At 62.4% G+C, this 22,440-nt stretch carries 20 protein-coding genes; 8 read left to right on the top strand and 12 right to left on the bottom strand.

Annotation, left to right across the window (positions count from 1 at the left end; all coding sequences use genetic code 11):
- Nucleotides 1-19: 19 nt before the first annotated feature.
- From AAF358_01395 to AAF358_01365, 7 genes are all read right to left on the bottom strand, one after another.
- Entirely contained in the window at nucleotides 20-1,027 is a 1,008-nt protein-coding gene (locus tag AAF358_01395) for a MoxR family ATPase (protein ID MEM7704174.1), read from the bottom strand.
- 265 nt (nucleotides 1,028-1,292) lie between these two features.
- Nucleotides 1,293-4,295 (bottom strand): hypothetical protein, encoded by a 3,003-nt coding sequence (locus AAF358_01390; GenBank protein ID MEM7704173.1) that lies wholly within the window; start codon nucleotides 4,293-4,295, stop codon nucleotides 1,293-1,295.
- An 85-nt stretch (nucleotides 4,296-4,380) separates the two neighbouring features.
- Nucleotides 4,381-6,594, bottom strand: coding sequence for a type IV pilus secretin PilQ (locus AAF358_01385; GenBank protein ID MEM7704172.1), 2,214 nt, complete (start codon nucleotides 6,592-6,594; stop codon nucleotides 4,381-4,383).
- Nucleotides 6,595-6,619: 25 nt separating this feature from the next.
- On the bottom strand, nucleotides 6,620-7,153 hold the full coding sequence (locus tag AAF358_01380; GenBank protein MEM7704171.1) for a pilus assembly protein PilP: 534 nt from the start codon (nucleotides 7,151-7,153) through the stop codon (nucleotides 6,620-6,622).
- Complete coding sequence (locus tag AAF358_01375) at nucleotides 7,153-7,782, bottom strand: type 4a pilus biogenesis protein PilO (GenBank protein ID MEM7704170.1); 630 nt, start codon at nucleotides 7,780-7,782, stop codon at nucleotides 7,153-7,155. Before AAF358_01375 ends, AAF358_01380 begins: the two co-directional genes overlap by 1 nt.
- Nucleotides 7,779-8,360, bottom strand: coding sequence for a PilN domain-containing protein (locus tag AAF358_01370; GenBank protein MEM7704169.1), 582 nt, complete (start codon nucleotides 8,358-8,360; stop codon nucleotides 7,779-7,781). The genes AAF358_01375 and AAF358_01370 overlap by 4 nt, the downstream gene beginning before the upstream one ends.
- Nucleotides 8,360-9,397, bottom strand: a complete 1,038-nt coding sequence (locus AAF358_01365; protein ID MEM7704168.1) for a pilus assembly protein PilM — start codon at nucleotides 9,395-9,397, stop codon at nucleotides 8,360-8,362. The genes AAF358_01370 and AAF358_01365 overlap by 1 nt, the downstream gene beginning before the upstream one ends.
- 305 nt (nucleotides 9,398-9,702) lie before the next feature.
- Here AAF358_01365 and AAF358_01360 point away from each other — a divergent pair, with 305 nt between their 5' ends.
- Both AAF358_01360 and AAF358_01355 read left to right on the top strand, forming a co-directional pair.
- The gene (locus AAF358_01360; protein ID MEM7704167.1) at nucleotides 9,703-12,150 is read left to right on the top strand and encodes a penicillin-binding protein 1A; all 2,448 of its coding nucleotides are present in this window, start codon (nucleotides 9,703-9,705) and stop codon (nucleotides 12,148-12,150) included.
- 10 nt (nucleotides 12,151-12,160) lie between these two features.
- Nucleotides 12,161-12,760, top strand: a complete 600-nt coding sequence (locus AAF358_01355; protein MEM7704166.1) for a hypothetical protein — start codon at nucleotides 12,161-12,163, stop codon at nucleotides 12,758-12,760.
- A gap of 49 nt (nucleotides 12,761-12,809) precedes the next feature.
- Here AAF358_01355 and AAF358_01350 read toward each other — a convergent pair whose 3' ends face one another.
- Both AAF358_01350 and AAF358_01345 read right to left on the bottom strand, forming a co-directional pair.
- Complete coding sequence (locus AAF358_01350) at nucleotides 12,810-14,015, bottom strand: CaiB/BaiF CoA-transferase family protein (GenBank protein ID MEM7704165.1); 1,206 nt, start codon at nucleotides 14,013-14,015, stop codon at nucleotides 12,810-12,812.
- Complete coding sequence (locus AAF358_01345) at nucleotides 14,012-14,935, bottom strand: TauD/TfdA family dioxygenase (GenBank protein ID MEM7704164.1); 924 nt, start codon at nucleotides 14,933-14,935, stop codon at nucleotides 14,012-14,014. Before AAF358_01345 ends, AAF358_01350 begins: the two co-directional genes overlap by 4 nt.
- A 174-nt stretch (nucleotides 14,936-15,109) precedes the next feature.
- Here AAF358_01345 and AAF358_01340 point away from each other — a divergent pair, with 174 nt between their 5' ends.
- Together AAF358_01340 and AAF358_01335 are read left to right on the top strand one after the other, a co-directional pair.
- Complete coding sequence (locus AAF358_01340) at nucleotides 15,110-15,859, top strand: GntR family transcriptional regulator (GenBank protein ID MEM7704163.1); 750 nt, start codon at nucleotides 15,110-15,112, stop codon at nucleotides 15,857-15,859.
- Nucleotides 15,856-16,737 carry a CoA ester lyase gene (locus tag AAF358_01335; GenBank protein ID MEM7704162.1) on the top strand — a complete coding sequence of 294 codons (882 nt, stop codon included), beginning with the start codon at nucleotides 15,856-15,858 and terminating at the stop codon, nucleotides 16,735-16,737. Before AAF358_01340 ends, AAF358_01335 begins: the two co-directional genes overlap by 4 nt.
- A 28-nt stretch (nucleotides 16,738-16,765) precedes the next feature.
- Here the strand turns inward: AAF358_01335 and sppA are convergent, their stop codons facing one another.
- Nucleotides 16,766-18,607 carry a signal peptide peptidase SppA gene (gene sppA, locus AAF358_01330; GenBank protein ID MEM7704161.1) on the bottom strand — a complete coding sequence of 614 codons (1,842 nt, stop codon included), beginning with the start codon at nucleotides 18,605-18,607 and terminating at the stop codon, nucleotides 16,766-16,768.
- 271 nt (nucleotides 18,608-18,878) lie between these two features.
- Between sppA and AAF358_01325 the strand changes: the two genes are divergently transcribed.
- Nucleotides 18,879-19,550, top strand: coding sequence for a PspA/IM30 family protein (locus AAF358_01325; GenBank protein MEM7704160.1), 672 nt, complete (start codon nucleotides 18,879-18,881; stop codon nucleotides 19,548-19,550).
- Nucleotides 19,547-19,798: a PspC domain-containing protein gene (locus tag AAF358_01320; protein MEM7704159.1), complete on the top strand. Its 252-nt coding sequence runs from the start codon at nucleotides 19,547-19,549 to the stop codon at nucleotides 19,796-19,798. The genes AAF358_01325 and AAF358_01320 overlap by 4 nt, the downstream gene beginning before the upstream one ends.
- A 68-nt stretch (nucleotides 19,799-19,866) precedes the next feature.
- Here the strand turns inward: AAF358_01320 and AAF358_01315 are convergent, their stop codons facing one another.
- A complete protein-coding gene (locus tag AAF358_01315; protein MEM7704158.1) occupies nucleotides 19,867-20,082 on the bottom strand; it encodes a hypothetical protein in 216 nt (71 codons plus the stop codon).
- 102 nt (nucleotides 20,083-20,184) lie between these two features.
- Between AAF358_01315 and AAF358_01310 the strand changes: the two genes are divergently transcribed.
- The gene (locus AAF358_01310) at nucleotides 20,185-20,733 is read left to right on the top strand and encodes a hypothetical protein (GenBank protein ID MEM7704157.1); all 549 of its coding nucleotides are present in this window, start codon (nucleotides 20,185-20,187) and stop codon (nucleotides 20,731-20,733) included.
- Nucleotides 20,730-22,055 (top strand): M48 family metalloprotease, encoded by a 1,326-nt coding sequence (locus AAF358_01305; GenBank protein MEM7704156.1) that lies wholly within the window; start codon nucleotides 20,730-20,732, stop codon nucleotides 22,053-22,055. The genes AAF358_01310 and AAF358_01305 overlap by 4 nt, the downstream gene beginning before the upstream one ends.
- 18 nt (nucleotides 22,056-22,073) lie before the next feature.
- Here AAF358_01305 and AAF358_01300 read toward each other — a convergent pair whose 3' ends face one another.
- Entirely contained in the window at nucleotides 22,074-22,412 is a 339-nt protein-coding gene (locus tag AAF358_01300; protein ID MEM7704155.1) for a DUF3240 family protein, read from the bottom strand.
- Nucleotides 22,413-22,440 lie beyond the last annotated feature (28 nt).

Here is a 22,440-nt window from a genome sequence, read left to right as displayed (position 1 = left end):
TACGGTGAAGCGGCCAGCCTCAGGGTACCGGCACGCGCTCCAGCAGCTGAGCGATCAGGGCGTTGGCATCAACCCCCTCCGCTTCGGCCTCAAACGACATCAGCAGACGATGACGCAGGGCGTCAAAAGCGACGGCCTGGACGTCTTCGGGCGAAACATAGTCGCGTTCGGCGAGCCAAGCGTGCGCTTTGGCGCAGCGGTCAAGCGCTATCGTACCGCGAGGACTGGCGCCGAAGCTGATCCAGCTGGCCAGATCATCACCGTAACGACCGGGCTCGCGGGTCGCGAGCACCAGCTCAACCATGTAGCGCTCCAGCTCCGGCGATACGTGCAGGTCGAGGACCTGCTGCTGCGCGGCAAACACCTGCGCCTGGCTCACGACCACCGGGGGCTGCGGGCGCTCGGCGAGCTGCTCCTGGGCCTGCTCCCGAGCGAGCCGCAGGATCTGCTGCTCTTCGTCACCATCGGGATACGTGATGCTGACGTGCATCAAAAATCGGTCGAGCTGGGCTTCGGGCAGCTGATAGGTACCCTCCTGCTCGATCGGGTTCTGGGTGGCCATCACCAGAAACAGTTTGGGCAGCGTATAGGTGTGACTGCCGACCGTCACCTGCCGCTCGCCCATCGCTTCGAGCAGCGCGGACTGGACCTTGGCCGGCGCTCGGTTCACCTCGTCCGCCAGGACCAGGTTGTGAAATATCGGACCGCGCTGGAATTTGAACTCCGCATCCTGCGGACGATAAATCTCGGTCCCGGTCAGGTCGGCGGGCAGCAGGTCAGGCGTGAACTGAATCCGATGGAAGTCTCCTTCGATTCGCTCCGCGAGTTCCTTGATCGCGGTGGTCTTGGCCAGCCCCGGCGCCCCTTCTACCAGCAGGTGGCCGTTCGCCAGTAAAGCGATGAGCAGACGGTCGATCAGCGCGTGCTGACCAATGATCTTCTGCTGGATTTCCGCTTTCAGCGCCCGGAAGGCGTCCCCGGCATCGTTCTGCGGCGCGGCCACGGCCGCGGCTACATTGTCTTCCATTGAAATACCCGGTGATTGCGATGGGCGGCGCCTGCGGCCGCCAAACCCCGCAGTGTACTTGCAGCGCGGGGAGATTGCATGAAGACGGCGAGTGTAAAGAAATACTCGCAGCGGAGCCTATGCCGAAAGGCGCGGTTCACAGGCCGGCGGCGGCATTTGGGCACCGTGGAAGTCGCCTCCATGAAAAAGGCCAGCTCGGTGAGCTGGCCTGCATAGGGTTAGGCGACCGACACCGACCAGGCGGTCGGCGTCGGCAAGCTATGCCTTAGAACGTGACTCGGCAGATCGCGTCGTTGGTGAGCTGCACAGTCGCCTGCAGCGCGCTGCCGGCGCTGGCACATTCACCTAACCAGCTGCCGTTCATCATGAAGTCCGACTCATCAGCCGCGTTGGCGAACGACAGGGACAGCGTGACGGTGGTGTTGGTCGGGATGCTGGTGTCAGCGCAGGTGCCAGACACGGTGCTGGTACCGGCATTGAAGACGCATGAAATGGCCGCGCCCGTTGCGCTGATGGTCACGTTACCCAGAGCCGCGATCGTTTGATCGAACTCCGCCGTGAGCGAGACGGAGGTCGTCATGACGTCGCCGCAGGCGCCGGGGGGCGGTGCGGGGCTCACGTTGACCTGGTTCGCGCAGGTGTCAAAGCCCTGGAATTCGACATCCACCGACGTACCGTCGCTGGCCTCGAAGGTACACGTACCCTCGCCGACGTTGCTGCCGAAGGTTCCGTCGTCAAGCTGGACCGAAAAGCGTACTTCGGACTCGCCGTTGTCGTCGGTCAGCGCCGGCTGATCGATGATCGACAGGAAGCCGTCGGACACATCACAGGTGCCGCTGATCGCAATCCCGGCCACCGGAGCACCACCGGCGAGGTAGCGCAGGGTGGAGGTCGCAGTGGTCACAGCCGGGCCCGCGCGGAATGACGAGGGCGAAGCCTGCAGCACCGCACTCGACGGCGGGTTGATGGTGACTACGGCCGTTGCGTCGCCCGTGAAGAAGGTCAGCATACCTTCTGACGCATCGGTACCCACACCGGCGGTCTCGACCACTGCGATGGTGCAGCCGTCTTCGCCAGTCGGGTTGGCCACGGTGCCGCTTCCGGGAATACCGTCCACGGTGCCGGTTCCCTCCAGCTCAGAGAATGCGAAGCCGATGAACTGCCCGCGAATCGGGGCGGTGGCCGCGTCCTCAACGCAAACCAGCACATTTGAGGGCACGTTCGCCGGCACCGAATCAGGCGTCGCCGTCAGCGTCAGCGGCAGCAGACCCGGATAGCGGATCAGCGCTGCGTCAGCGTAGGTGGCCAGGTTGCCTGCACCTCCGAGGCCGCCATTGGCGCCCTGCACATAGAGTGCCGCCGTGCGCCCGAGCTGGGACACCGGGTAATTCAGCAGCGTGGTCGCCACACCGTTGCTGTCCGTCACAAAAGCGGACTCGATGTTGCCGGTCGTGGCGCGACCGATCACGTACGGAATCTCCGGACCGTTGTCGATGGAACCGCCGACCGTGTCGTTGAAGTTGAACGGCTCGTCGACATTAATATTGGTCTGATCCACGACCTGAGCCACCGTACGGGCGCTCTCGAGGTCGGCGTTGCCGACAACCTCCTTGCCGAACAGGATAAGCGTGTCGCCCGGGCCTGCACCGCCGCCGGCAGTGCGGAATTCACCAGTCGGGGCAAAGAACCCGGTGCCACCCTCAAATGGGTCGCCGTCGACGCCCGACAGATCAAAGGTGCCAGCCCCCTGGGTGGGAAAGCCGGTTATCGGCGCGTCGATCAAGCCGGCCTGCAGCTGAACCTGCTGTGCCGGCGGATTGCCGAAGCGGTCGGTCACAATCGCGTTGACCCGCAGGCTGTAAGTCGCGTTCGGCTCGACGGGGAACCCATTGTCGTCGGTGATCACCACACTCGGATCCACCGGGTTCACGGTCAGGCTGTTGATCGGGATCGACGTAAGCGTTACGGAGAAGGGCACACCGTCGGAGATCACCGCCGAGGATTCGCTTACCACCGCGGCCTCGATGCCGTTGCTGACGTTGTTATCCGCTGCGTCAGCAGCCGCGCGGATCCGTACCAGGCCCGGCTCCGTGCCGCTCACCAGGCTGGCGCTGACGATGCCACCGGTGGTGGCCAGCGCGATCGAGGTACCCTCAACCGGCGTACCGCTGTTGTTTGTGCCGCGCAGCACAGCACCGGAGTCCGGGGATTCCGTGAAGATTTCCAGGAATACGTTGTTCGTTCCGGGAGCAGGGTCTTCAATAAAGTTCTCTGCACCATCCTGCACAAAGACTTCAAACGCCTGCGCGCTGGTTCCGCCGGCCCCTTGCACGTATTGCGGCAGCGGCGGGAGAGCGAACGATAGACTTGCCGGGCGCCCATCAGCAGCAGCCTCGACAATTTCAATCTCGAGCTGCGCGTCGAAGATTTCACCGCTGGTCACGTCCTGCGCGCTGGCTGAAACGGTAACGATCCCCGGTCGATCTTCGGCGTGCACAAAAATCTTGCCGCCGGCGGCCAGTTCTACCGGTGCGTTGCCAAACAGCACAAAGAACTCGTTGACGTCGTCAGTCTCGGGATCGTCGAGCGTCGAGAACGCCGCGATGCCGACCGGATTGATGCTAACGGCGACTTCGCCGTCCTGCGGCGCGCCAATGGTGCCGTCAGCCTCGCGGTAGGTAATGTCGACTTCGGCCAGATAGGGCGAGTTGAAGAAAATGGGTACTCCGAGCGGCCGTGCCGGGATCGTCAGACGATTCGGCGTCAGCGTGATGCGATTGACCCCGTCCGGACCTTCGCTGATCGCGACGGTCACTTCGCTCGAAATGTTCTGGTTGGACTGAGGGTCGCTCACCGTCGCCCGCAGCACGGTATTGCCGGTGCCTTCCAGCGTGTGGAAAACCGCCAGCGCCTCACCGGCCGTGGTCGGCACCTGGATCTGAGTGGTTTGCGTACGAAGATCGTCGGTCGTGGAGAAGCGTCCGTTGGCTGAAGTAGCCACCGAAAGCCCAACCACCGTGCCGTCGACAACCGATTGGCCGTCCGGATTGCGAACGACAACGCGGACGTTTGTCGCAAAGTCAGAGCCGGGCTCGTAGAAAACCTCGCCTTTGTTGGACAGCAGATTCGTACTGTCCGCCTCAATTGTTACGCGGATCGGCGCTCGTGGTTCCGCCGCGCCGCCGCCACCACCGCCGCCACAGGCGGTCAGTCCCACTGCGGTGCACAGCAACACCGCTGACGTCATCAGTCGTTTAAGTCTCATCATGGTCCTTAGGCCTTCCACGGTCGGTCCTGCCCCCAAGTTAGTCATCGTCATGTGTGGTGCTTCTCCCCGAAGCATCCGATTGTTGTCAGTTCTGATTCAGGGTGTCATTCAGAATGGTCGGCGTGATGAAAATCAGCAGCTCCGACTTATCGTTTTGGCTGGTACGCTGACGGAACAGCGTGCCGAGCCCTGGGATGTCACCCAATACCGGAATCCTGTTGTTATCTTCGCGGATCGTTTGCTCGTAAATCCCGCCCAGGACAACGGTTTGGCCGCTGTCGATCAGCACCTGGGTCTGAATCTCCCGGGTATCGATACTCGGGACCTGGCCACCACCTTCGACCGGCACCAGCTGCCCGATCGTGTCCTGCTTGACCGCCACATCGAGAATCACGCGGTCGTCTGGTGTGATCAGCGGCTGGACGCGCAGTTCGAGCACCGCGTCCTTAAAGCTGATGTTGGTCGCGCCGCTAGAGGCCGCCTGTTGGAAGGGAATTTCGACGCCCTGCTGAATGAAGGCCTCCCGCTGGTTGGCAGTGATCAGCCGCGGGCTGGAAATCACCTCACCGCGCCCCTCACTCTCCAGGGCCGAGAGCTCGAGATCGAGCAGGTAGTCGGACGTCAGGAGTCCAAGCGCCCAGCTGCCCGCGGTGTTCGATGCCGGCAGGTTAACGTTGAGACGCTCGCCTAGCGGCGGCACCGAAATGCCCGCCGGCGGGTTGTCGGGGCCGATGATCGGAAAGCCCGAGCGGCCAGCATTGACCTGTCGATTGACCAACGCCAGGTTGTTCATCCGGTCGGTCGCAGTGGAAGATCCCGCCACGCTGAGGATGTTGCCGTCGTTGTCTTCGTAACCGCCGGTGAGGCCAAAGCGCACGCCAATCTCGTCGCTGAAGCTGTCGGTTGCGATGACCACCCGCGATTCAATCTGAATCTGACGTACCGGCCGATCGAGCCGGTTGACCAGCTCGCGGATCTCTTCGAGGCGGTCGGGCGTATCGGTCAGCAGCAGCACGTTGGTCCGCTCGTCGACGGTGACGCTGCCTCGCGCGGAGAGCAGCCCGGCGCCGTCGGTGGCTGAGCCGCTCGCGGCGTTTTCGATAATGCTCTTAAGATCCGTTGCCTTCGCGTAGTTGACCTGGACAAAGGTGGAACGCAGCGGCTCCAGCTCGCGCTTGTCCTTGAGGGCCTGCAGCAGCTGCTGCTCCCGGGTGGCAATTTCGGTTGCCGGGGCAACCCAGATCACGTTGCCGTTTTCCCGCATGTCCAGCGATTTTGCCTGAAGCAGGATGTCGAGCGCCTGATCCCAGGGTACGTTCTGCAGTCGGAGCGTGACGTTACCCGACACCGAATCAGAGACCACGATGTTCAGCCCAGAAACGTCGGCGATCAGCTGCAGCACCGCCCGCACCGGGATGTCCTGGAAGTTGAACGAAACGCGCGTGCCCTCGTATTCCTTTGGCTCGAGAATTTCCAGCTCGGGATCCAGCTCCTCCTCTTGGAACTCCTGGATCTCGACCACGTACTGGTTGCCCGTTTGATAGGCGAGATGCTCGTACTCGCCCCGGACCGTGATATCCATCCGGATGCGGTTACCGTCGCGAAGGGTGTCGATCAGCTCGACCGGGGTAGCAAAGTCGAGCACGTCGAGCCGCTCCTCGAGCTCCGGAGCAATTTCGGTGTTGTAGATGTAGGCGCGCAGGCGGTTACCTTGCTTGTTGAGATCGACGTTGGCACCAGCATCGTTGAAGGTCACGATGACTCGGCCTTCCCCGTTGACGCCGCGACGGAAGTCAACGTTTTCCACCGCCAGCGCGCCGCTGGGCGCGCTGCTCATCGTGCCGGTGGGTACTGAAGAGCTGGCGGCGTTGACCGTCCGGGAGCCGCCCTGAACAGAAACCACCAGCCGGTCGCCTTCCACCCGGGTGTCATAGGGCGCTGAGCGGAACAGGTCGATGACCACACGGGTGCGACCGCCAGCCTCAACCGCCGAAACGCTGCGGGTTGCACCGGTGCCGATTTCCAGCGTGCGTCGCTGCACCGCGTTGGTGGTGTTCATCAGGTCGATGGCGATTCGAGCCGGGTTGTCGGTGGTGAAAACCTGTGGATCAGGCACGCTGCCGTCGAGGGTCATGATGATGTCAACCGCGCCACCCGAGCCCGTGCTGAAGCTGATCTCCTCCAGCACTGACTGAGCCATCGCTTGACCGGCCCCTAGACATAACATCACCGCGGCCACCACACCGGCGCGCCAGCCAGCGGCCGTGTTTGCAGCAGTTTTTGTCAGCATTACGTTCATTTTTGATCCCCCAAACCGGATCCGCTTATTCTTCATCGAGAGCTACTTCTGCGCGGTTTTCCTGCCACCCCTCGCCATCGGGCAGCAGCTCCACGAGCTCCACACTATCCTCGTAAACCGCAATCACCCGACCGTGATTGCGCCCCATGTAATTGTCTTCCCTAACCCGATACAGCAAACCATCGGGGTCTTCCACCAACGCATAGAGCACGCTGTCGATGAAAAAGGTGCCGACCATTTCCAGGCTATCCAGCTCGAACCGCTCCAGGTCTTCCTTCGGCCGGTTTGGATCGGGTCGAGGACCGGTGGCGGCACCCGCTATCTCAGCCTCAGCCTCCGGCGCGGGCTCATCAACCAGCAGCGGACCGCCGGTGAACGGATCGCGCAGGTCGTGGGCTTGATAAATGAGTTTCGGCGGATCAACCGGCGCCGGCAGTGGTTCGATTTCCTCGCCTGCCCGACTGTTGATCTGATCGATGTACCGCTCGAGATCTCCGGTTCCGCCGGTGCAACCGGCCAGCAGCAGCGCCGCTAGGATCGTGTAAGTCGCCGATTTCATTAGCGTTGTGCTCCTTGCGGAGGCTGCGCCATCTGCAGCTGCTCGTCTTCGGTCAGGTAACGATAGGTGTTGACCGTCCCGGAGAGCTTGAGCCGGTTGGTGTCATCGTCCGCCGGCTGGAGCGTAATGTTTTGCGTAACCACAACCAGCCGCGGGAGGTCAGAAATCTCTGACACGAAGTCGCCGAACTGGTGATAGCCGCCGACCATTTCCCAGGTAATCGGCTTCTCGGCGTAGACCTCTTTCAGTACTTCCGACTGGGGCTGAAACTTGTCCACGTCGATGCCAGAACCGATCGCCTTTTGCGAGACTTCCTGCAGCAGCTTGGCCATCTCGGTTTGATTGGGCAGCTGGTCGATCAGATCTTCCAACAGCTTACGCAGCTCGGCGAGCTGCGTCCGGTACTTCTCAAGGTTGGCGGCCTTTTGCTGCTTGGTCTCAAATTCGGCCCGCAGCGTAATCTCCTGCTGCTCTTTGTCCTTGAGGACCTGCCACTCGTCTTTGAATTTCAAAAAGTAGGCAACCACCAGGATAAAGACGACCACCGCAGCCGCAGCGACACCCTTGGCGACCGGCGGCCAGCCACCGGGATCTTCGAAGTCGAGATTCTTAATTTCTTCCCAGTTCATCCCGCCACTCCCTGGTCCTGCGAGTCGTCGGTCTGCGGCTCTGGACCCACCTGTACCTCGACCTTGAACTTGTACAGCGACCGCCGACCGTCTCCCTCAGCCTCCGTGATGTTGAGGTCCGCATTGCGCATCCATGGCGAGCCTTCCAGGCTGCGCATGTAGGCCGAAACTTTCGCGTTGGATTCCGCCAACCCCTCCAGGGTCACCCGAGTTCCTGCCTGCTTGACGCTTTCCAGGCTCACGCCGTCGGGAATGGTGCGAACGATCTGATCAAACAGGCGCACAATCTCCGTGCGGCTCTTTTGCAGCTCTTCGATCGCCAGCTTCCGCTCAACGAGCTCCGCCCGCTCTCGCTCCAGCGCTTCGATATCTCGAATGCGTCGATCCAGCACCGCAATCTGGTTGCGCAAGATCTGATTGCGGCCGTCCTGGTGATCCTGCATGGCGCCCAGCTGCATGTTGACCCCGACAAAGGCGACCAGCCCCATCAACGCCGCACCACCCAACACTGCGTAGAATTCCTGTTGCCGCTGCCGGCGACGTTCCTCGCGCCACGGCAGTAGGTTAATGCGGGCCATTAGTCAAAACTCCTCAAGGCCAGTCCGCAGGCAATCATCAGCGACGGCGCGTCGGCGCCCAGCGCCTGCGCCCGAACGCGCGGAGCCACGCTCATATTGGCGGCCGGATTGGCGATGGTGCAGGGAATGGCTAGCTGCTGCTGCACCAGATCAGCGACGCCGTTGATCGATGCACATCCGCCGGCCAGCACCACATGCTCGACGGAATCGAATTCGCTGGAGGAAAAGAAGAACTGCAGGGAGCGACTCACCTGCTGCACCATCGCGTCCTTGAAGGGTTCGAGCACTTCCTGTTCGTAGCTTTCAGGCAAACCGCCTTGACGCTTCGCGAGCCCCGCTTCCTCATAAGATAGACCGTAGCGGCGCATCACCTCATCGGTGAGCTGCTTGCCGCCGAACACCTGTTCACGTGTGTAGATGGTGCGGCCTTCGTTCAGCACGATCAGCGTGGTCATCGTGGCGCCGACGTCGACGATGGCGACCCGCGCCTTCGGGTCGATACCCAGCTGGTCAGCAACCAGGACAAAAGCGTTCTCCATGGCAAACGCTTCGACATCCACCGCCTTGGCGGTCAGGCCGCCGAGTTCAGCCGCGGCAACGCGGATGTCGACGTTTTCGGTTCGAGACGCGGCCAGCAGCACCTGCATCATCTCCGGGTTACCGGGCATGGGCCCGATCACCTCAAAGTCCAGGCTGACCTCGTCGAGCGGATAGGGAATGTACTGATTGGCCTCGATCTGGATCTGACTGTCCAGGTCGGCCTCGGTCAGGTCGGCCGGCATGTTGATCACCTTGGTGATCACAGCCGAGCCGGCTACCGCCAGCGCACAATGCTTCGCGCGGGTGCCCGAGCGCTTGACGGCGCGCCCGATGGCTTCCCCCACAGCCTCGACTTCCGCGATGTTTTTTTCCACCACGGCATTCGCCGGCAGTGGTTCTACCGCGTAATTTTCGACCTTGTAGCGACCATCTCCCCCGCTCAGTTGCAGCAGCTTTACAGCTGTCGAACTGATATCCAGGCCGACCAGGGGCGGCATCTTGTTGCTGAACAACGCCACACTTTTTGTCCTTACAACACTGCCTTACGGCAATTAATTACAAGTTAACATTAAATACGAAAGTCAACTAGGGATCAACACAAAGGAAAAAATTCGTTAACCCCCTCAGAAAAAAGCCCCGATTACCCTTTCAACGCGCACTATTTTAAAGGGTACGCCGGATCTTTTCTTCGATTATCCGGTCGAAATTGTAATGTGCACAGGTAGCTAGAGCCTTTGCTTAACCTCTTTTATACTGTCCCATCCCCAGGGACCTTGATCCAGTTCACACTCCGACCCCAAACATGTCTCCCAGAATCCGTCGCGCCCTGAAAATCACTAAATGGCTGTCAATTCTGGGCCTTACGGGCGTCCTGCTGGGTGCCGGTACGCTCTTCGTCAGCTACCTGATCATCAATCCCGGACTTCCCGACGTGGATGTCCTGAGCGACGTTCAGCTGCAGGTTCCGTTAAGGATTTATTCCAGTGACGGCCAGCTGATGCAGGTCTATGGCGAAAAGCGCCGATCACCCCTAACCATCGACCAGATCCCGGACAACCTTAAAAACGCCTTCATCGCCGGCGAGGACGCCCGCTTCTATGAGCATCCCGGCGTGGACTACCAGGGTATCGCGCGCGCCATTTGGCACATCGCAAAAACCGGTGGCGAGAAGGGTCCAGGCGGCAGCACCATCACGCAACAGCTGGCGCGGGACTTTGGACTCGTGTCTCGGGAAAAGCTGTTTACCCGGAAACTCAAGGAATGGTTTCTGGCGCTCAAGATCGAGCGTGAGCTCACCAAAGACGAGATCCTCGCGCTTTACCTGAATAAGATCTACCTGGGCAACCGAGCCTACGGCGTTGCCGCTGCGGCCCAGGGCTACTACGGCAAGCACGTTGACGACTTGACGCTGGCCGAAAGCGCAATGATCGCCGCCTGTGCCCAGCTGCCCTCGCGGGTCAACCCGCTGCGCAGCCTGGACCTGAGCACGCGGCGCCGCAACTACATGCTGCGGCGCATGGCGGAGCAAGGCTATGTCCCCGAGGCGGAAGCCAAGGCCGCAATCCAAGCCCAAGACTACGCTTACGCCCACGATCCGACGATCGAAGTTGACGCGCTTTATGCCGCCGAGCTGGCACGCAGCCGAGCCTTGACGATGCTCGGCGACGACATCTACTCCGGTGGCTATACCATATACACCACCATCGATTCCCGTCTGCAGCACGCCGCCAACCGTGCCGTACGCAAGGGTTTGATCGACTACGATCAGCGGCACGGCTATCGCGGGCCGGAGGCCCAGTTCGAGCTGAGCCAAACTGCGACCTCCGCCGACTGGGACGACGTTCTCGATCGGTTTGGCGTTGTCAGCGGCATGCAGCCGGCGCTGGTGCTGTCGCTGGATGAAGGGTTTTTCCTGGCCTATCTGCCCGACGGTCAGACGGTTGCCGTCGAGCTTGCGTCTATCGCCTGGGCCCGCGCTTACAAGGACGTCAACTCGCGAGGACCGGCCCCCGAAACCGTCGCGGACGTGGTGGCCGTCGGGGACGTTATCCGGGTGGCGCTCGACGATGAGGGCCAGTGGCAGATGACCCAGATTCCCGACGTGCAGGGGGCCCTGGTGTCCCTGGCCCCGGAAGATGGTTCGGTGCGAGCGCTGGTCGGCGGACTCGACTTTCAGCGCAGCAAGTTCAACCGCGCGACGCAGGCCAAGCGTCAGCCCGGTTCAAGCTTCAAGCCGTTTGTGTACGCGGCCGCCCTCGACCGCGACTACACGCCGGCAACGCTCGTCAACGATGCGCCAATCGTGTTCGAAGACGATCAGCTGGAGCGCAGCTGGAAACCCGAAAACTTCAGCGAGCAGTTCTTCGGCCTGACCCGGCTGCGGGAAGGCATGGTCAACTCCCGCAACCTGGTATCGATCCGGGTTTTGCGGGATATCGGGGTCGACTACGCGTGGCGGTTCGTCCAGCGCTTCGGTTTCGACGGCGCCGACATTCCCCGCGATCTGTCGATGGCCCTGGGTAGTGGCGCGGTGACGCCGCTGGCCATGGCGCGAGCCTACGCCGGCCTTGCTAACGGCGGCTACCGTATCGACCCTTACTTCATCGATCGAATCGTCGACGGTCAGGGCCGCGCCGTGTTTGAGGCCCGGCCCGCCTTTGCCTGCGCGCAATGCCCCCAGCGCTTGAACCCGGATGAGGTTGACCCCGCGGTTTCGATGGCCGCGGACCAGACCACCGAGCAGGCGGCTCGCGAGGCGCCCCGGCTGGCCGCGCAGGCGCTTGAGCCCCCCACACATTATCTGATTCAGTCGCTGCTTCGAGACGTCATCCGACGCGGCACCGGAAAGTCGGCGCTGAGGCTGGGCCGAGGCGACCTGGCTGGCAAGACGGGGACCACCAACGACCAGCGCGACGCCTGGTTTTCCGGCTACAACGCTGCACTGGCGACCACGGTCTGGGTAGGGTTCGATCAGCTGCTGCGCCTCGGTCGCAACGAGGTCGGAGGCAAAGCCGCGCTGCCGATCTGGATTGAATATATGGGACAGGCACTCGACGGCGTTCCCGAAGTCGACGAGCAGCTGCCCGCCGGCGTTGCGGTGGCGCAGATCAATCCGGATACCGGCCTGCTCTGCAGCGCGCAGCGCAGCGGCTGCCTGACCGAGTACTTTCGCCAGGGGACGCTCCCGGACACCGAACCCGAAGACGTGCGAGAATCCGGCGCCGAACAGGACCCCTACGGCATCTTCTAAGGATCTTCCCGTGCCCAGAAACGCGAATCGACAGCGCCAGCTGATCGCCAACGAGGCTGCTCGTATCGTGATCGAGCAGTCCCTGAGAGACCTTCACGCGGCCAAACTCAAGGCAGCGGAGCGGTTGGGCCTGAGCGGCCGGGGCGCGCTGCCGAGAAACGTTGATATCGAAGAAGCCATTCGCAGCCACCAGGCGCTGTTTGGCGGGAACGACCATCGCCAGCTGCTCAGGACGCTGCGGGATGCCGCGCTCGAGGGCGTTCGTTTTTTCTCCGAGTTTCACGCCAGACTGGTTGGCCCCGTGTTGGCGGGGACGGCCAACAGCAATAGCCCCGTCAACCTGCACCTGTTCGCGGATACGCCCGAGGCTGTCGCCCTGTTTCTCGAACGCGAAGGGGTCCCTTACGATCAGGGAGAACGGCGCTTACGGGTGACACGCGAAGACCACCGGAGCTATCCGCTATTCCGATTTATGGCGGGAGACGTGGCGATCGAAGCGACCGTATTTCCGCTCCACGCTCGGCGGCAGGCGCCGCTCAGCCCGGTGGACGGTCGACCGATGGAGCGGGCCGACGAGGCTGCCATTCGCAGCCTTCAGCTAACCGCCTGACGGCGATCTCGCGGCGCGGTGGCCGCCAGCTCCCGTAATCCGAAATTCGTTAGATCACGCCGTTGCTACGCAGCTTGCTCCGCGCCTCGTCGCTGAGCTCAAGCAGCTCCGAGAGCACCTCGTCGGTGTGCTGACCCAGCTTCGGCCCAGTCCAGCGCGTACTACCTGGGGTTTTGGTCAGCCGCGGCACAATCGCCGGGATCACCAACGGCTCGCCGTCGACGGTGACTGATTCGAGCAGCTCGCGAGCCTGATATTGAGGGTCGTTGAACATGTCCTCGACGCTGTAAATCGGACCGCCGGCAACCGACGCTTCCTCCAGTGCAGCCAACGCCTGCGTCATGGTCATCGTCCGGGTCCAGGTCTCGATTGCGTCGTCCAGCATCTCCTGCTGCTCTACTCGACCGGCATTGCTGCTGAGCCCGGGATCTTCCGCCAAATCGTCTCGACCCATAGCGCGCATCAGCCGTTCGAACATCGAATCGGTGTTGGCGCCGATCACGATCAGCTTGTCGTCGCCGCAGCGATAGGTATTGGACGGTGCGATACCCGTGATGGTGGTGCCGGCGGGCTCCCGTATCTGGCCGGCGCCCGAATACTCGGGAACTACGCCTTCCAGCAGGTTGAACACGCTCTCAAAAATCGACACATCGACCACCTGCCCCCCATCGGACTTGCGGCGAAGCCTGGCGATGAGCGCCAGACAGACGCCCAGCGCCGCGTGGATGCCGGCCAGCGTGTCGCCGATACTGAGATTGGGCCGCACCGGCCGCTCGCCCGGGACACCGTTGACGTACCGAAAGCCGCCGAACCCCTCGCAGACCGATGCAAAACCCGGCTTCGACGCGTCGGGTCCGGTCTGTCCGTAGCCCGAAATGCGGGTGTAGATCAGTTCCGGATTGATCGCCTTGATCGGGTCTGGCCCGAGGCCCCAGCGCTCCATCTGCCCAGGCCGGAAATTCTCCACCAGCACGTCCGCGTGCTGACACAGGTCCCGAACCATCTGCTGGCCGTCCGGGCTTTTGAGGTTGATGGTGACGGACTTTTTGTTTCTAGCGTGGCTATGCCACCACAGCGATGTGCCGTTGCGAACCGTTCGCCAGCCTCGGATCGGATCGCCAGCACCAGGCGCTTCTATTTTGATCACCTCGGCGCCGAAATAGCCCAGCATGGTTGTGGTGAACGGGCCGGCGAGAATCTGTCCGAGCTCGATCACGCGAATGCCCGCGAGCGGGCCGCTGCTCTCGTTACTCATGCAGGAACCGGGAACCAGTCTGGCTCGAGGAAGACCGTCGTCCTTTTGGCCAACCGGGGGTGTAACGGGTCGAAGGCGCAGCGGGAATGGAGCAGGCGAGAATTGTCCCAGAGCATCACGTCGCCGATATGCCACTGGTGCTCCTGGATAAACCTCGGATCGACGACGTGCTCTGACAGGTGCCGCACAAGTTCGTCCGACTCGTCGTGCGGCAAACCGGCGATCGCGTAGGTCTGACTCGGATCAAAGTACAGGCTGCGCTGCCCGTTTTTTGGGTGCGTGAGCACCAGCGGATGCTCGGCGTCCGGCGTGCGGGCGCGGATGTCTTTGGCATCAGGCTCAGCGGTGATGTCGGTGTTGTACATCTGGTAGGCAAACTGCCCCATGCGACCTTCCAGCACACGCTGAATCTCGGGATCGAGCGTCGCCCAGGCCTGCACCATATCGATCCAGCGCGTGTTGCCACCCTCCGGGGGAATCTCAAGAGCGTAGAACACTGCTCCGGTGGCCGGACGGGTCCGGTAACTCTGGTCGCTGTGCCAGCGAAGCTCATACGTTCCCAGCCCGCCGATGTTGCTGCCGTCCTCCAGATACAGGTTGGAAACCAGCGCGATCTCGGGGTTGTGCCGAGAATGAATATCCTTGCGGACGACCACTTCGAGATCGCCAAAAAAGCGGCTGAAATCCATCAGGTTGTCTTCGGTCAGAAGCTGCCGCCGGACCAGCAGCAGCGGGTTGTCGGACCACACCTGCCTGACCCAACCCAAGTCTTCGGTGGTCAAGTCGCGAAGGTCAACACCCGTCACCTCAACGCCGAAGTGGCAGTCGCCGACCGGTGACACCATGGGTCGGGTAGACTTCGACTCAGGCGATGCAGCAACGCCCAGCGAGCCCTGATCGAATGCGCTGTGGGTATTCATCCCGACAGTGTGCCCCCAATCGCCGAATCGGTTCAAGTAAATGTCCGGACATTCCTCATTGCCGGCCAGCACTTTTGACACACGGGGACAAAAACCGGAACCTGTCGCCCGCGGAGTCTGTCGCGGATCGCGCCGCTCAGCGGCCGGCAGCCGCGTTCAACACCAGGGATCACCATGGCAAAAACACGCACCGGCAAAGGCCCCCGTTACCGGGAGATCGCCAACGGCATTTGCGAGGCAATCGCAAAGGGACGATTGACGGTCGGCAGCAAGCTGCCGGGCGAACACGAGCTCCGGCAGCGCTATAAGGTCAGTCGACACACCATTCGCGAGGCGCTCCGGATGCTGGAGGATGGCGGGTTCATTCAGCGACACAAGGGCATCGGCACCGTCGTCACCTCGGACGTGGCCCGGTCTGGCTACGTTCAGCGCATGCAGTCGGTATCGGAACTTCTTCAATACCCTGCCGATACGGTGCTGGAGCATGTCGGCAGCGCCAACCTGGTCGCAAACGCAGAGCTGGCCAAAACGCTGGGCATCCCGCCCCGCTCCCACTGGAGCTGCCTGAGCGCCATCCGCCGCGACAGCCGGAGTGGCTTGGCTTTGTGCTGGACCGACGTCTATGTCCTGCGCCGCTACCGCAGCGTGGAGAAGTACATCGGCACGGACCCGCGTCCGCTCTACGACGTCATCGAACAGGTTTTTGGCGAACGAATCCGCAGCGTCGAAGTGGAGCTCACCGCCGAGCTGCTGGCGTCTTCCCACGCTGAGGCCCTCGGCGTGCCCGAAGGCCAGCCAGCCATGAATATCCTGCGGCGATACCACGGCAAAGACCGTGTTTTTGAAGTGTCCGTCGTGCGCCACCCCAGCGAACGATTCAAATATTCCCTGACGATGCAACGTGACTGGAGCACCGGATCATGACTCCCCTCGAGACTCTCCCCAGCCGCACCTATCTGTTTGCGCCGGGCAATCACCCGAGGAAAGTCGAAAAATGTCTGACCGTCGGGGCCGACGCGGTGGTGTTGGACCTGGAAGACGCTGTCGCCAACGATCAAAAAACGCCCACCCGGGATTCCCTGGTTGAGGCGCTCAAGAAGCCGCGCGCCTGCCGCGCCTACGTTCGCGTGAACAGCTTTGAAACGCCCTGGTGTTTCGACGATCTGCTAGCGGTGGTCGGACCTGGGCTGGACGGCATCGTGCTGCCAAAAACGGAGTCAGCCGCGCAGCTGATTGCGGTTGATTGGGTATTGAACCAGCTCGAACGACGCCACCAGCTGACTGAGGGCAGCATCGACCTGATGCCGATCATTGAGACCGCCCGAGGGCTAGCTCAGATCAACGAGATCTGCCAGGCCGCCACGCGGATACGGCGCCTCGCGTTTGGCGCTGGCGACCTCCACCTTGATCTCAACCTGCGGTGGGAGCCCGAAGAGCGAGCGCTGGCCGACACGCGGGCCCGACTGGTCCTCGCCTCCCGGGTGGCGGAGCTTGAGCCGCCGATTGATACGGTGGTGCTGCAAATCAAGGATCACGACCGGTTTGAGCTTTCGGCCAGGAACGGTCTCGAGATGGGCTTTCAGGGCAAGCTGTGCATCCATCCGGACCAGGTCGCGCCGGCCAACCGGATCTTCAGCCCGTCGGATGAGGAAATTGCTCACGCCCGCAGCGTGGTCGCCGCCTTCGAAGCGGCCGAGGCCGAAGGTTCAGCCTCCATCCAGCTCGACGGGTACTTCATCGACTACCCGATCGTCTACAAGGCGCAGCGTATCCTCAGCCTGGCAGAGCGGCTCGAAGACTGACGGCTAGTGGGCCTCTAGTGGGCCGCCCTCAAAGCGTGCAGAAGCAGTACGCGTAGACGCCGACGGGCTGTTGACCTTTTGGCTGCGCCAGCAGCAGCTCCAGATCGGTCGGCAGCGGCGCGCGAAGCAAGGCGCCAAGGGTGGTGTCTCGCGACACGCTGAAGCTCGGCAGCCGGGCGGTGAGATCCAGCAAAAACTGCTCCAGTGCTGAGACCTGCTGCTCCACGTAGATGGTCTTGTAGCTGCTGATATCGGCGATTTCTGCTGCAGAAGCAATCGCGTCGTTCAGACCGCCGAGCTTGTCCACCAAACCACGGTCGCGGGCCTGCTGCCCGCTCCATACACGACCCCGGGCGATCTGATCCACGGCCTCGGGCGTCATTTCCCGCGCGGCGGCCACCTTGCCGATAAAGCGTTCGTAGCCGTCTTCGATGATCTGCTGAATGATGTCGGCGATATGAGGCTGCATCGGACGGTCAGAGCGCAGCGCCCCGGCGATGCGGGTGGTGCCAACGCCGTCGGTGTAAACGCCCACCTTCTCCAAGGTTCGCGGGAAGTTGGTCAGCAGGCCGAAGATGCCGATCGAACCGGTGATGGTAGCCGGGTTGGCCCAAATTTCGTTGGCACTCATCGATATCCAGTAGCCACCGGACGCGGCAACGGAGCTCATCGACACCACCACCGGGATACCCGAGGCACGGGTCAGCTCGATCTCGCGCCGAATCTGTTCGGAAGGCAGCACCGCGCCCCCGGGGCTGTCCACGCGGAGCACCAGCGCGCGGGTGCTGTCGTTCATTCGCGCCCGACGGATCAGGCGTGCGGTAGATTCGCCGCCCACGGTACCTTGAGACTGATCGCCCGGCACGATAGCGCCCTGAGCCACCACCACGGCAACCTGATCACCCTGCGGCAAAGCGAAGCTGTTCTGCGCCGCGAGATAGGTTTCCGCGTCGATCTGGCGGAAGCTCTCGATGTCGGCATCAAAAACGCCGTCGCTCAGCAGGTACTCCCGGAGCTCGTCTTCCGTACCGACCCGGTCCACCAGGCCGGCGGCCAGCGCCGCTTCGGAAGCGCGGCCTCCGGCTTTGCGCAGGTCTTCGCCAAATTCATCGACGTGTCTGGCCAGCTGTTCTGGCGTCAGATCGCGCTGCGCCGCAACCTCGGTCAGGTACTGATCCCACAGGCTGTCGAGCCAGTAGCGGTTTGCTTCCCGCGAGTAGTCCGACATGTCGTTGCGAATAAAGGGCTCAGCGGCGGACTTGTACTCGCCCACGCGAAACAAGTGGACATCGACGGCGAGCTTGTCCAGACCGTCTTTATAATAATTTCGGTAGACGCCGTAACCTTCCAGCAGCACCAGACCCTCAGGGTGCAGCCACACCTGGTCTGCCAGCGCCGCCAGATAGTACTGCTGCTGCGACATGCCGTAGCCGTAGGCGATCACCGGCTTGCCGCTGTCTTTGAACTGACCGATAGCCGACTTCAGCTCCTGAAGCTGCGACGGCCCAATGCCCCACAGGTAGTCCGTGCGGATCAACATCCGGTCGATGCGGCTGTCGCGGCTGGCTTCGTCGATCGCCGCCAGCAGATCCCGCATCCGGGTTTCGGGCAACTCTTCGTCCATGAGCTGGCCCAGCGCCCGCTGCGTGGCGTCCGTGGTGTACTGCTCGACGACCATGCCTTCCGGCGCCAGCACCAGCGTGGAGCGATCTTTGATCGACAGCAGCGGCCCCTCACCCGTCGCCAGGACCACGGCACCGATGATGCTGAAAAAAAGGGCGAGGAAGATGAGGTGCGCGACACGTCGACCGAAGTCGATCAGTTTCCAGATCCCGCCGAAGAAGCGGGTAATGAAGTTGCCCTGGGCCATCCGTGAATACTCAAGCTACAAAACAGCGCAAGTTTAGACGGACACTTGTGAAGGAACCAACCATCATAGGTCACTATGTGTTGCACCCTGCGCCAGGTTCAGCCTGGCGCAACTGACCGAGGCCTGTGGTGAATCTGACCAAAGACAACCGGTGCATCGAGCCAACCGATCTACAACTGATTGTTTTTTATGTTTTTTTCTCACGCCCGCGGTTTTGGCACGCTTTCTGAATAACTTCCTGGGAACACGATTACCCAGGAGAAACAACACCATGAGCACAATGTCCCGCTTCCGCCACGTGGTATCAGCCAACGTCAACGCGCTGTTGGAACGCGCAGAAGACCCGGAAAAGATGCTGGCCGCGCTGGTTCGCGAGATGGAAGACGCGCTGCGCGAGGCTCGCGCTGCTTCCGCTGATCTGCTGGGCGAGCAGAAGCGCTTTCAGCGCCGCCGCGAGGGCATCCTGGCCCAGCAACAGCAGTGGAGCGAACGGGCGGAACAGGCGGTTGCCCAGGGCCGAGATGAGCTGGCGCGCGAGGCGCTCGCTTCCCGCCACAAGCTGACCGAAGAAGCAGACCGCTGTGAGATGGCAATCACCCAGGCGGGACAGGGCATGCAGCGGGTGAACGATGATATCCGGCGTCTCGAAAAAAGGCTGGGGGAGGCGCGCAAGCGCCAGCAAACGATGCGGCAGCAGCAAGAGCCTGCCAAGATCCTTCATTACACCTCCCCCGCGGATCGGAAGCTGGCGGACGTTTCCGCCCGCTTCGAGCGCCTCGAGGTGCAGATGGATCAGCTGGAAGCGCGGGTTGAAGCCTTCGACGTCGTCCCTCAGCGCGAGACCCGTTCTGAGGAGCTCGAGGATCCCCGAATCGAAGCGGAGTTAGCGGAGCTGAGGCAAAAGGTTGCCGGCCGATCTGAGGGAGGAGACAACGCCGCATGAGCAGTCGTCACCCTAAAGCTTGGCTTGGCGGCGTTTGCGCGACGGTCGCCGACACGCTGAACTTCAGTACGCTCGGCGTGCGGGTTGTGACAGTCATCCTGGCGTTTATCTGGCCTCTGCTGACGCTGGCGGCCTACCTGATCGGGGCTTTTGTCCTCAAGCAGCGAGGCGGGTCGGAGGAATCTGATCCGTTTTTGCGAGACTGGGATCGACGCATGGCCGATTACGACCGACGCACGCGATTTTAGTAGGCCGTGCGGCTTCTACGACTCCGGGCCGGTGCATATAGCGCCGGCCCGGCGCTTTTAAAAGCGTTTTAGCAGCGGCTGGAGCCAGCCGAGGCCGATCGATTCACCGCTGACGCGATATCGTTTTGACCGGTGCGTTCGACATCACTGCGGCAGTAGGTGCGAGTGTTTCGGGCTACCGGCTCACGGCTGGCCGACTCACCGTCTGCCGCCGGCTGCGTGGCGGCACAGCCGCTCAGCAGAGCTAAAGCAAGGATCAAACCAAAAACCTTGACTTTCTGCATGTCGTTCTACTTCCGAAAAAAGGCCTAAAAACATAACACCAGGCTTGTTAAAAACCTGTGAGCCTAGTGCCTATACTGGGAAACATGAGAGGCCTCATTTTTTTGAGCCCGGTTCTGACCCTGGCGCTGGCCACCGCTGGCTGTGCGCGCGGACCGGTCGTTTTGGGTTCCAAGCCGCGCAGCGAAGCGGCGGCGGCGGCGGCGGTCAACGTTCAGTCCTGGTGGCGCTCGGAACGCACCGCGCTCCCGAAACCAGACTCACAAGCGCGGAACGCGCGCTTCGATCAGCAGGTCCAGGCTAGCCTGGCACAACCCTGTGCCGGCGAGCCCATCGCGCTGGATCGAGACCAGCGTGCACTCCTGGAACATATCGCCGGCTTACTGCAGCAGGCCCCAGACACATCACTCGATGGTCTCGGCATCGGCCATGTCGGCGGCCTGCCCGACTCATGTCGACAACTTTGGACCCTCACCGGCAGGCTCGGTGGCGGCCAACCCAGCTGGTTGACCCTGACAGTGGTGAAGGTTCCCGACGGCGATATCAGCAGCGCGACGCTGGGACGCTGGGCTGCGGCTGACAGCGTCAGCGAGGCGGGTGCGGGGGCGCTCATCCAGCAGCTGCTGGACCGGGTAGGAGCCGCTGCGCGATGAAGCTGCCGACCGCCTTGACTATCCTAAGGGTCGCGCTGGCATTCGGATGTTCGACGGCAACAGCCGAACACGAGGCCAAGCAGCCGGCACCCGATGCAGCGCTGTCGATGGTCGAGCTGTCCGCCCGGATCGTCGAGGGTTTTGCGGTCCAAGGACGCATGCTGCCTTTGCCCGCTGAACTGCGGCAGACAGAGAGGAAGGTGCAGGCCTGGTTTCCCGATCAGCCCTTCGAGCTGCGGCTGATCGACGACGCGTTACCCAATGCGCGCGCGCTGCCGCGCGGTGATGTGCTGCTGAATCTCGGGCTGCTGCTGGACCTCGAAAACCCCTCGGAACTGAAGTTTGTCCTCGCCCATGAGGTGGCGCACGTGGCGCTGGGTCACTTTGCGAGGCACGTCCGCGCGGGCTTTCCTTCGCGGTCCAAACACCTGGAGCTGGAGGCCGACGAGCTGGCGCTGGACAAGCTACGGGGGGCTGGTTTGACCACGGCCACCATTCCCGAGCTGCTGCGCCGTACCCGGCAACGCGGCGCGGAGCCGGCTTTGCCAGCACCCAAAACACCGTTCAGCGAGCGCTGGGGCGAGCTGGCCCAGCCCGTCCTTAAGCTGCAGCGCCTCGCCCTCGAGCAGCTGCTGGCCACGGACAATATCGCCCGTGCCGACGGTTTTCTGCAGCGCCACGCTGAGCCCTTCTCGGCGGAGGAACTAGCCCGCTGGCGCTGGATGATCAGCCAACGCCGCGCCACGAGTCCGCCGGACGACCGGGCGCTGGAGCCGCCGAGCCTCCCCGGGGTGCTCAACCGGCTGCCGAGCCGCTCCGGGCAATGTGCACCAACGCCGAACGTCGTGTCGTCCACAACCGCCGAAGGGCGCCTAGCGCGTTTGGGAAAGCTGCGGGTTGAACACCCCTCAAACTGGCGCGTTGCGCTCAAAACCGGCCGGCAGCTAGTCCTGACACCTGACCTCACCGGCCTCACGCGGCTTGACGTCTGGAGCGCGGGAAACACGCCGCGAGGAACAAGCGCACGGCAGTTGCCGTGCCCGAGCAGCCAGCACACCCTCTGGCATGCGGCAACAGAATTCAGGGCGCTGGAACCGGAACGCAGGCTGACGCTGCTGGACGCGGCCGAAACGTCCAACGGGGTGGCGCTGGACATGGCAATGACGGACGAGTCAGGGGTGCGCTGGCGGCTGACGGGCTGGCGACTGGAACGATCGGGCGAGGCGGTCTACGTGCTCTACCGAGCCCCGGAACGCCACTTTTTTGGCCGCCATCGCGAAGCCGCGGCAAACATTGTGGCGGGAGCTAGCCTCGCTCGCTGACGCGGCCAGCACGGCTCACTAAAGCGCGTCCTCGTCGAGCTCGCCCGTGCGAATTCGCACGGCCCGAACTAGATCCAGGACAAAAATTTTGCCGTCCCCAACCTTACCGGTTTCCGCTGAGGTCTTGATGGTGTCCACCACCCGCTCGACCACATCGCTCGCGATAGCGATTTCGATTTTGACCTTGGGGACGAAGTCGACAACGTATTCAGCGCCTCGGTAAAGCTCGGTATGTCCGCGCTGACGCCCGAAACCCTGGACGTCGGTAACCGTCATGCCCTGCACACCAATTTCTGACAACGCGGCGCGAACGTCGTCCAGTTTGAACGGTTTGATGATGGCGGTGACAAGCTTCATGGATAGCCCCAGGGTGGAAGTGGATACC

The sequence above is a fragment of the Pseudomonadota bacterium genome (assembly GCA_039033415.1).
In the GTDB taxonomy this organism is placed as follows: Bacteria; Pseudomonadota; Gammaproteobacteria; order Xanthomonadales; family SZUA-38; genus JANQOZ01.
Note: the sequence above shows the minus strand (reverse complement) of the source record. Positions and strands in the feature narration are given on the sequence as shown.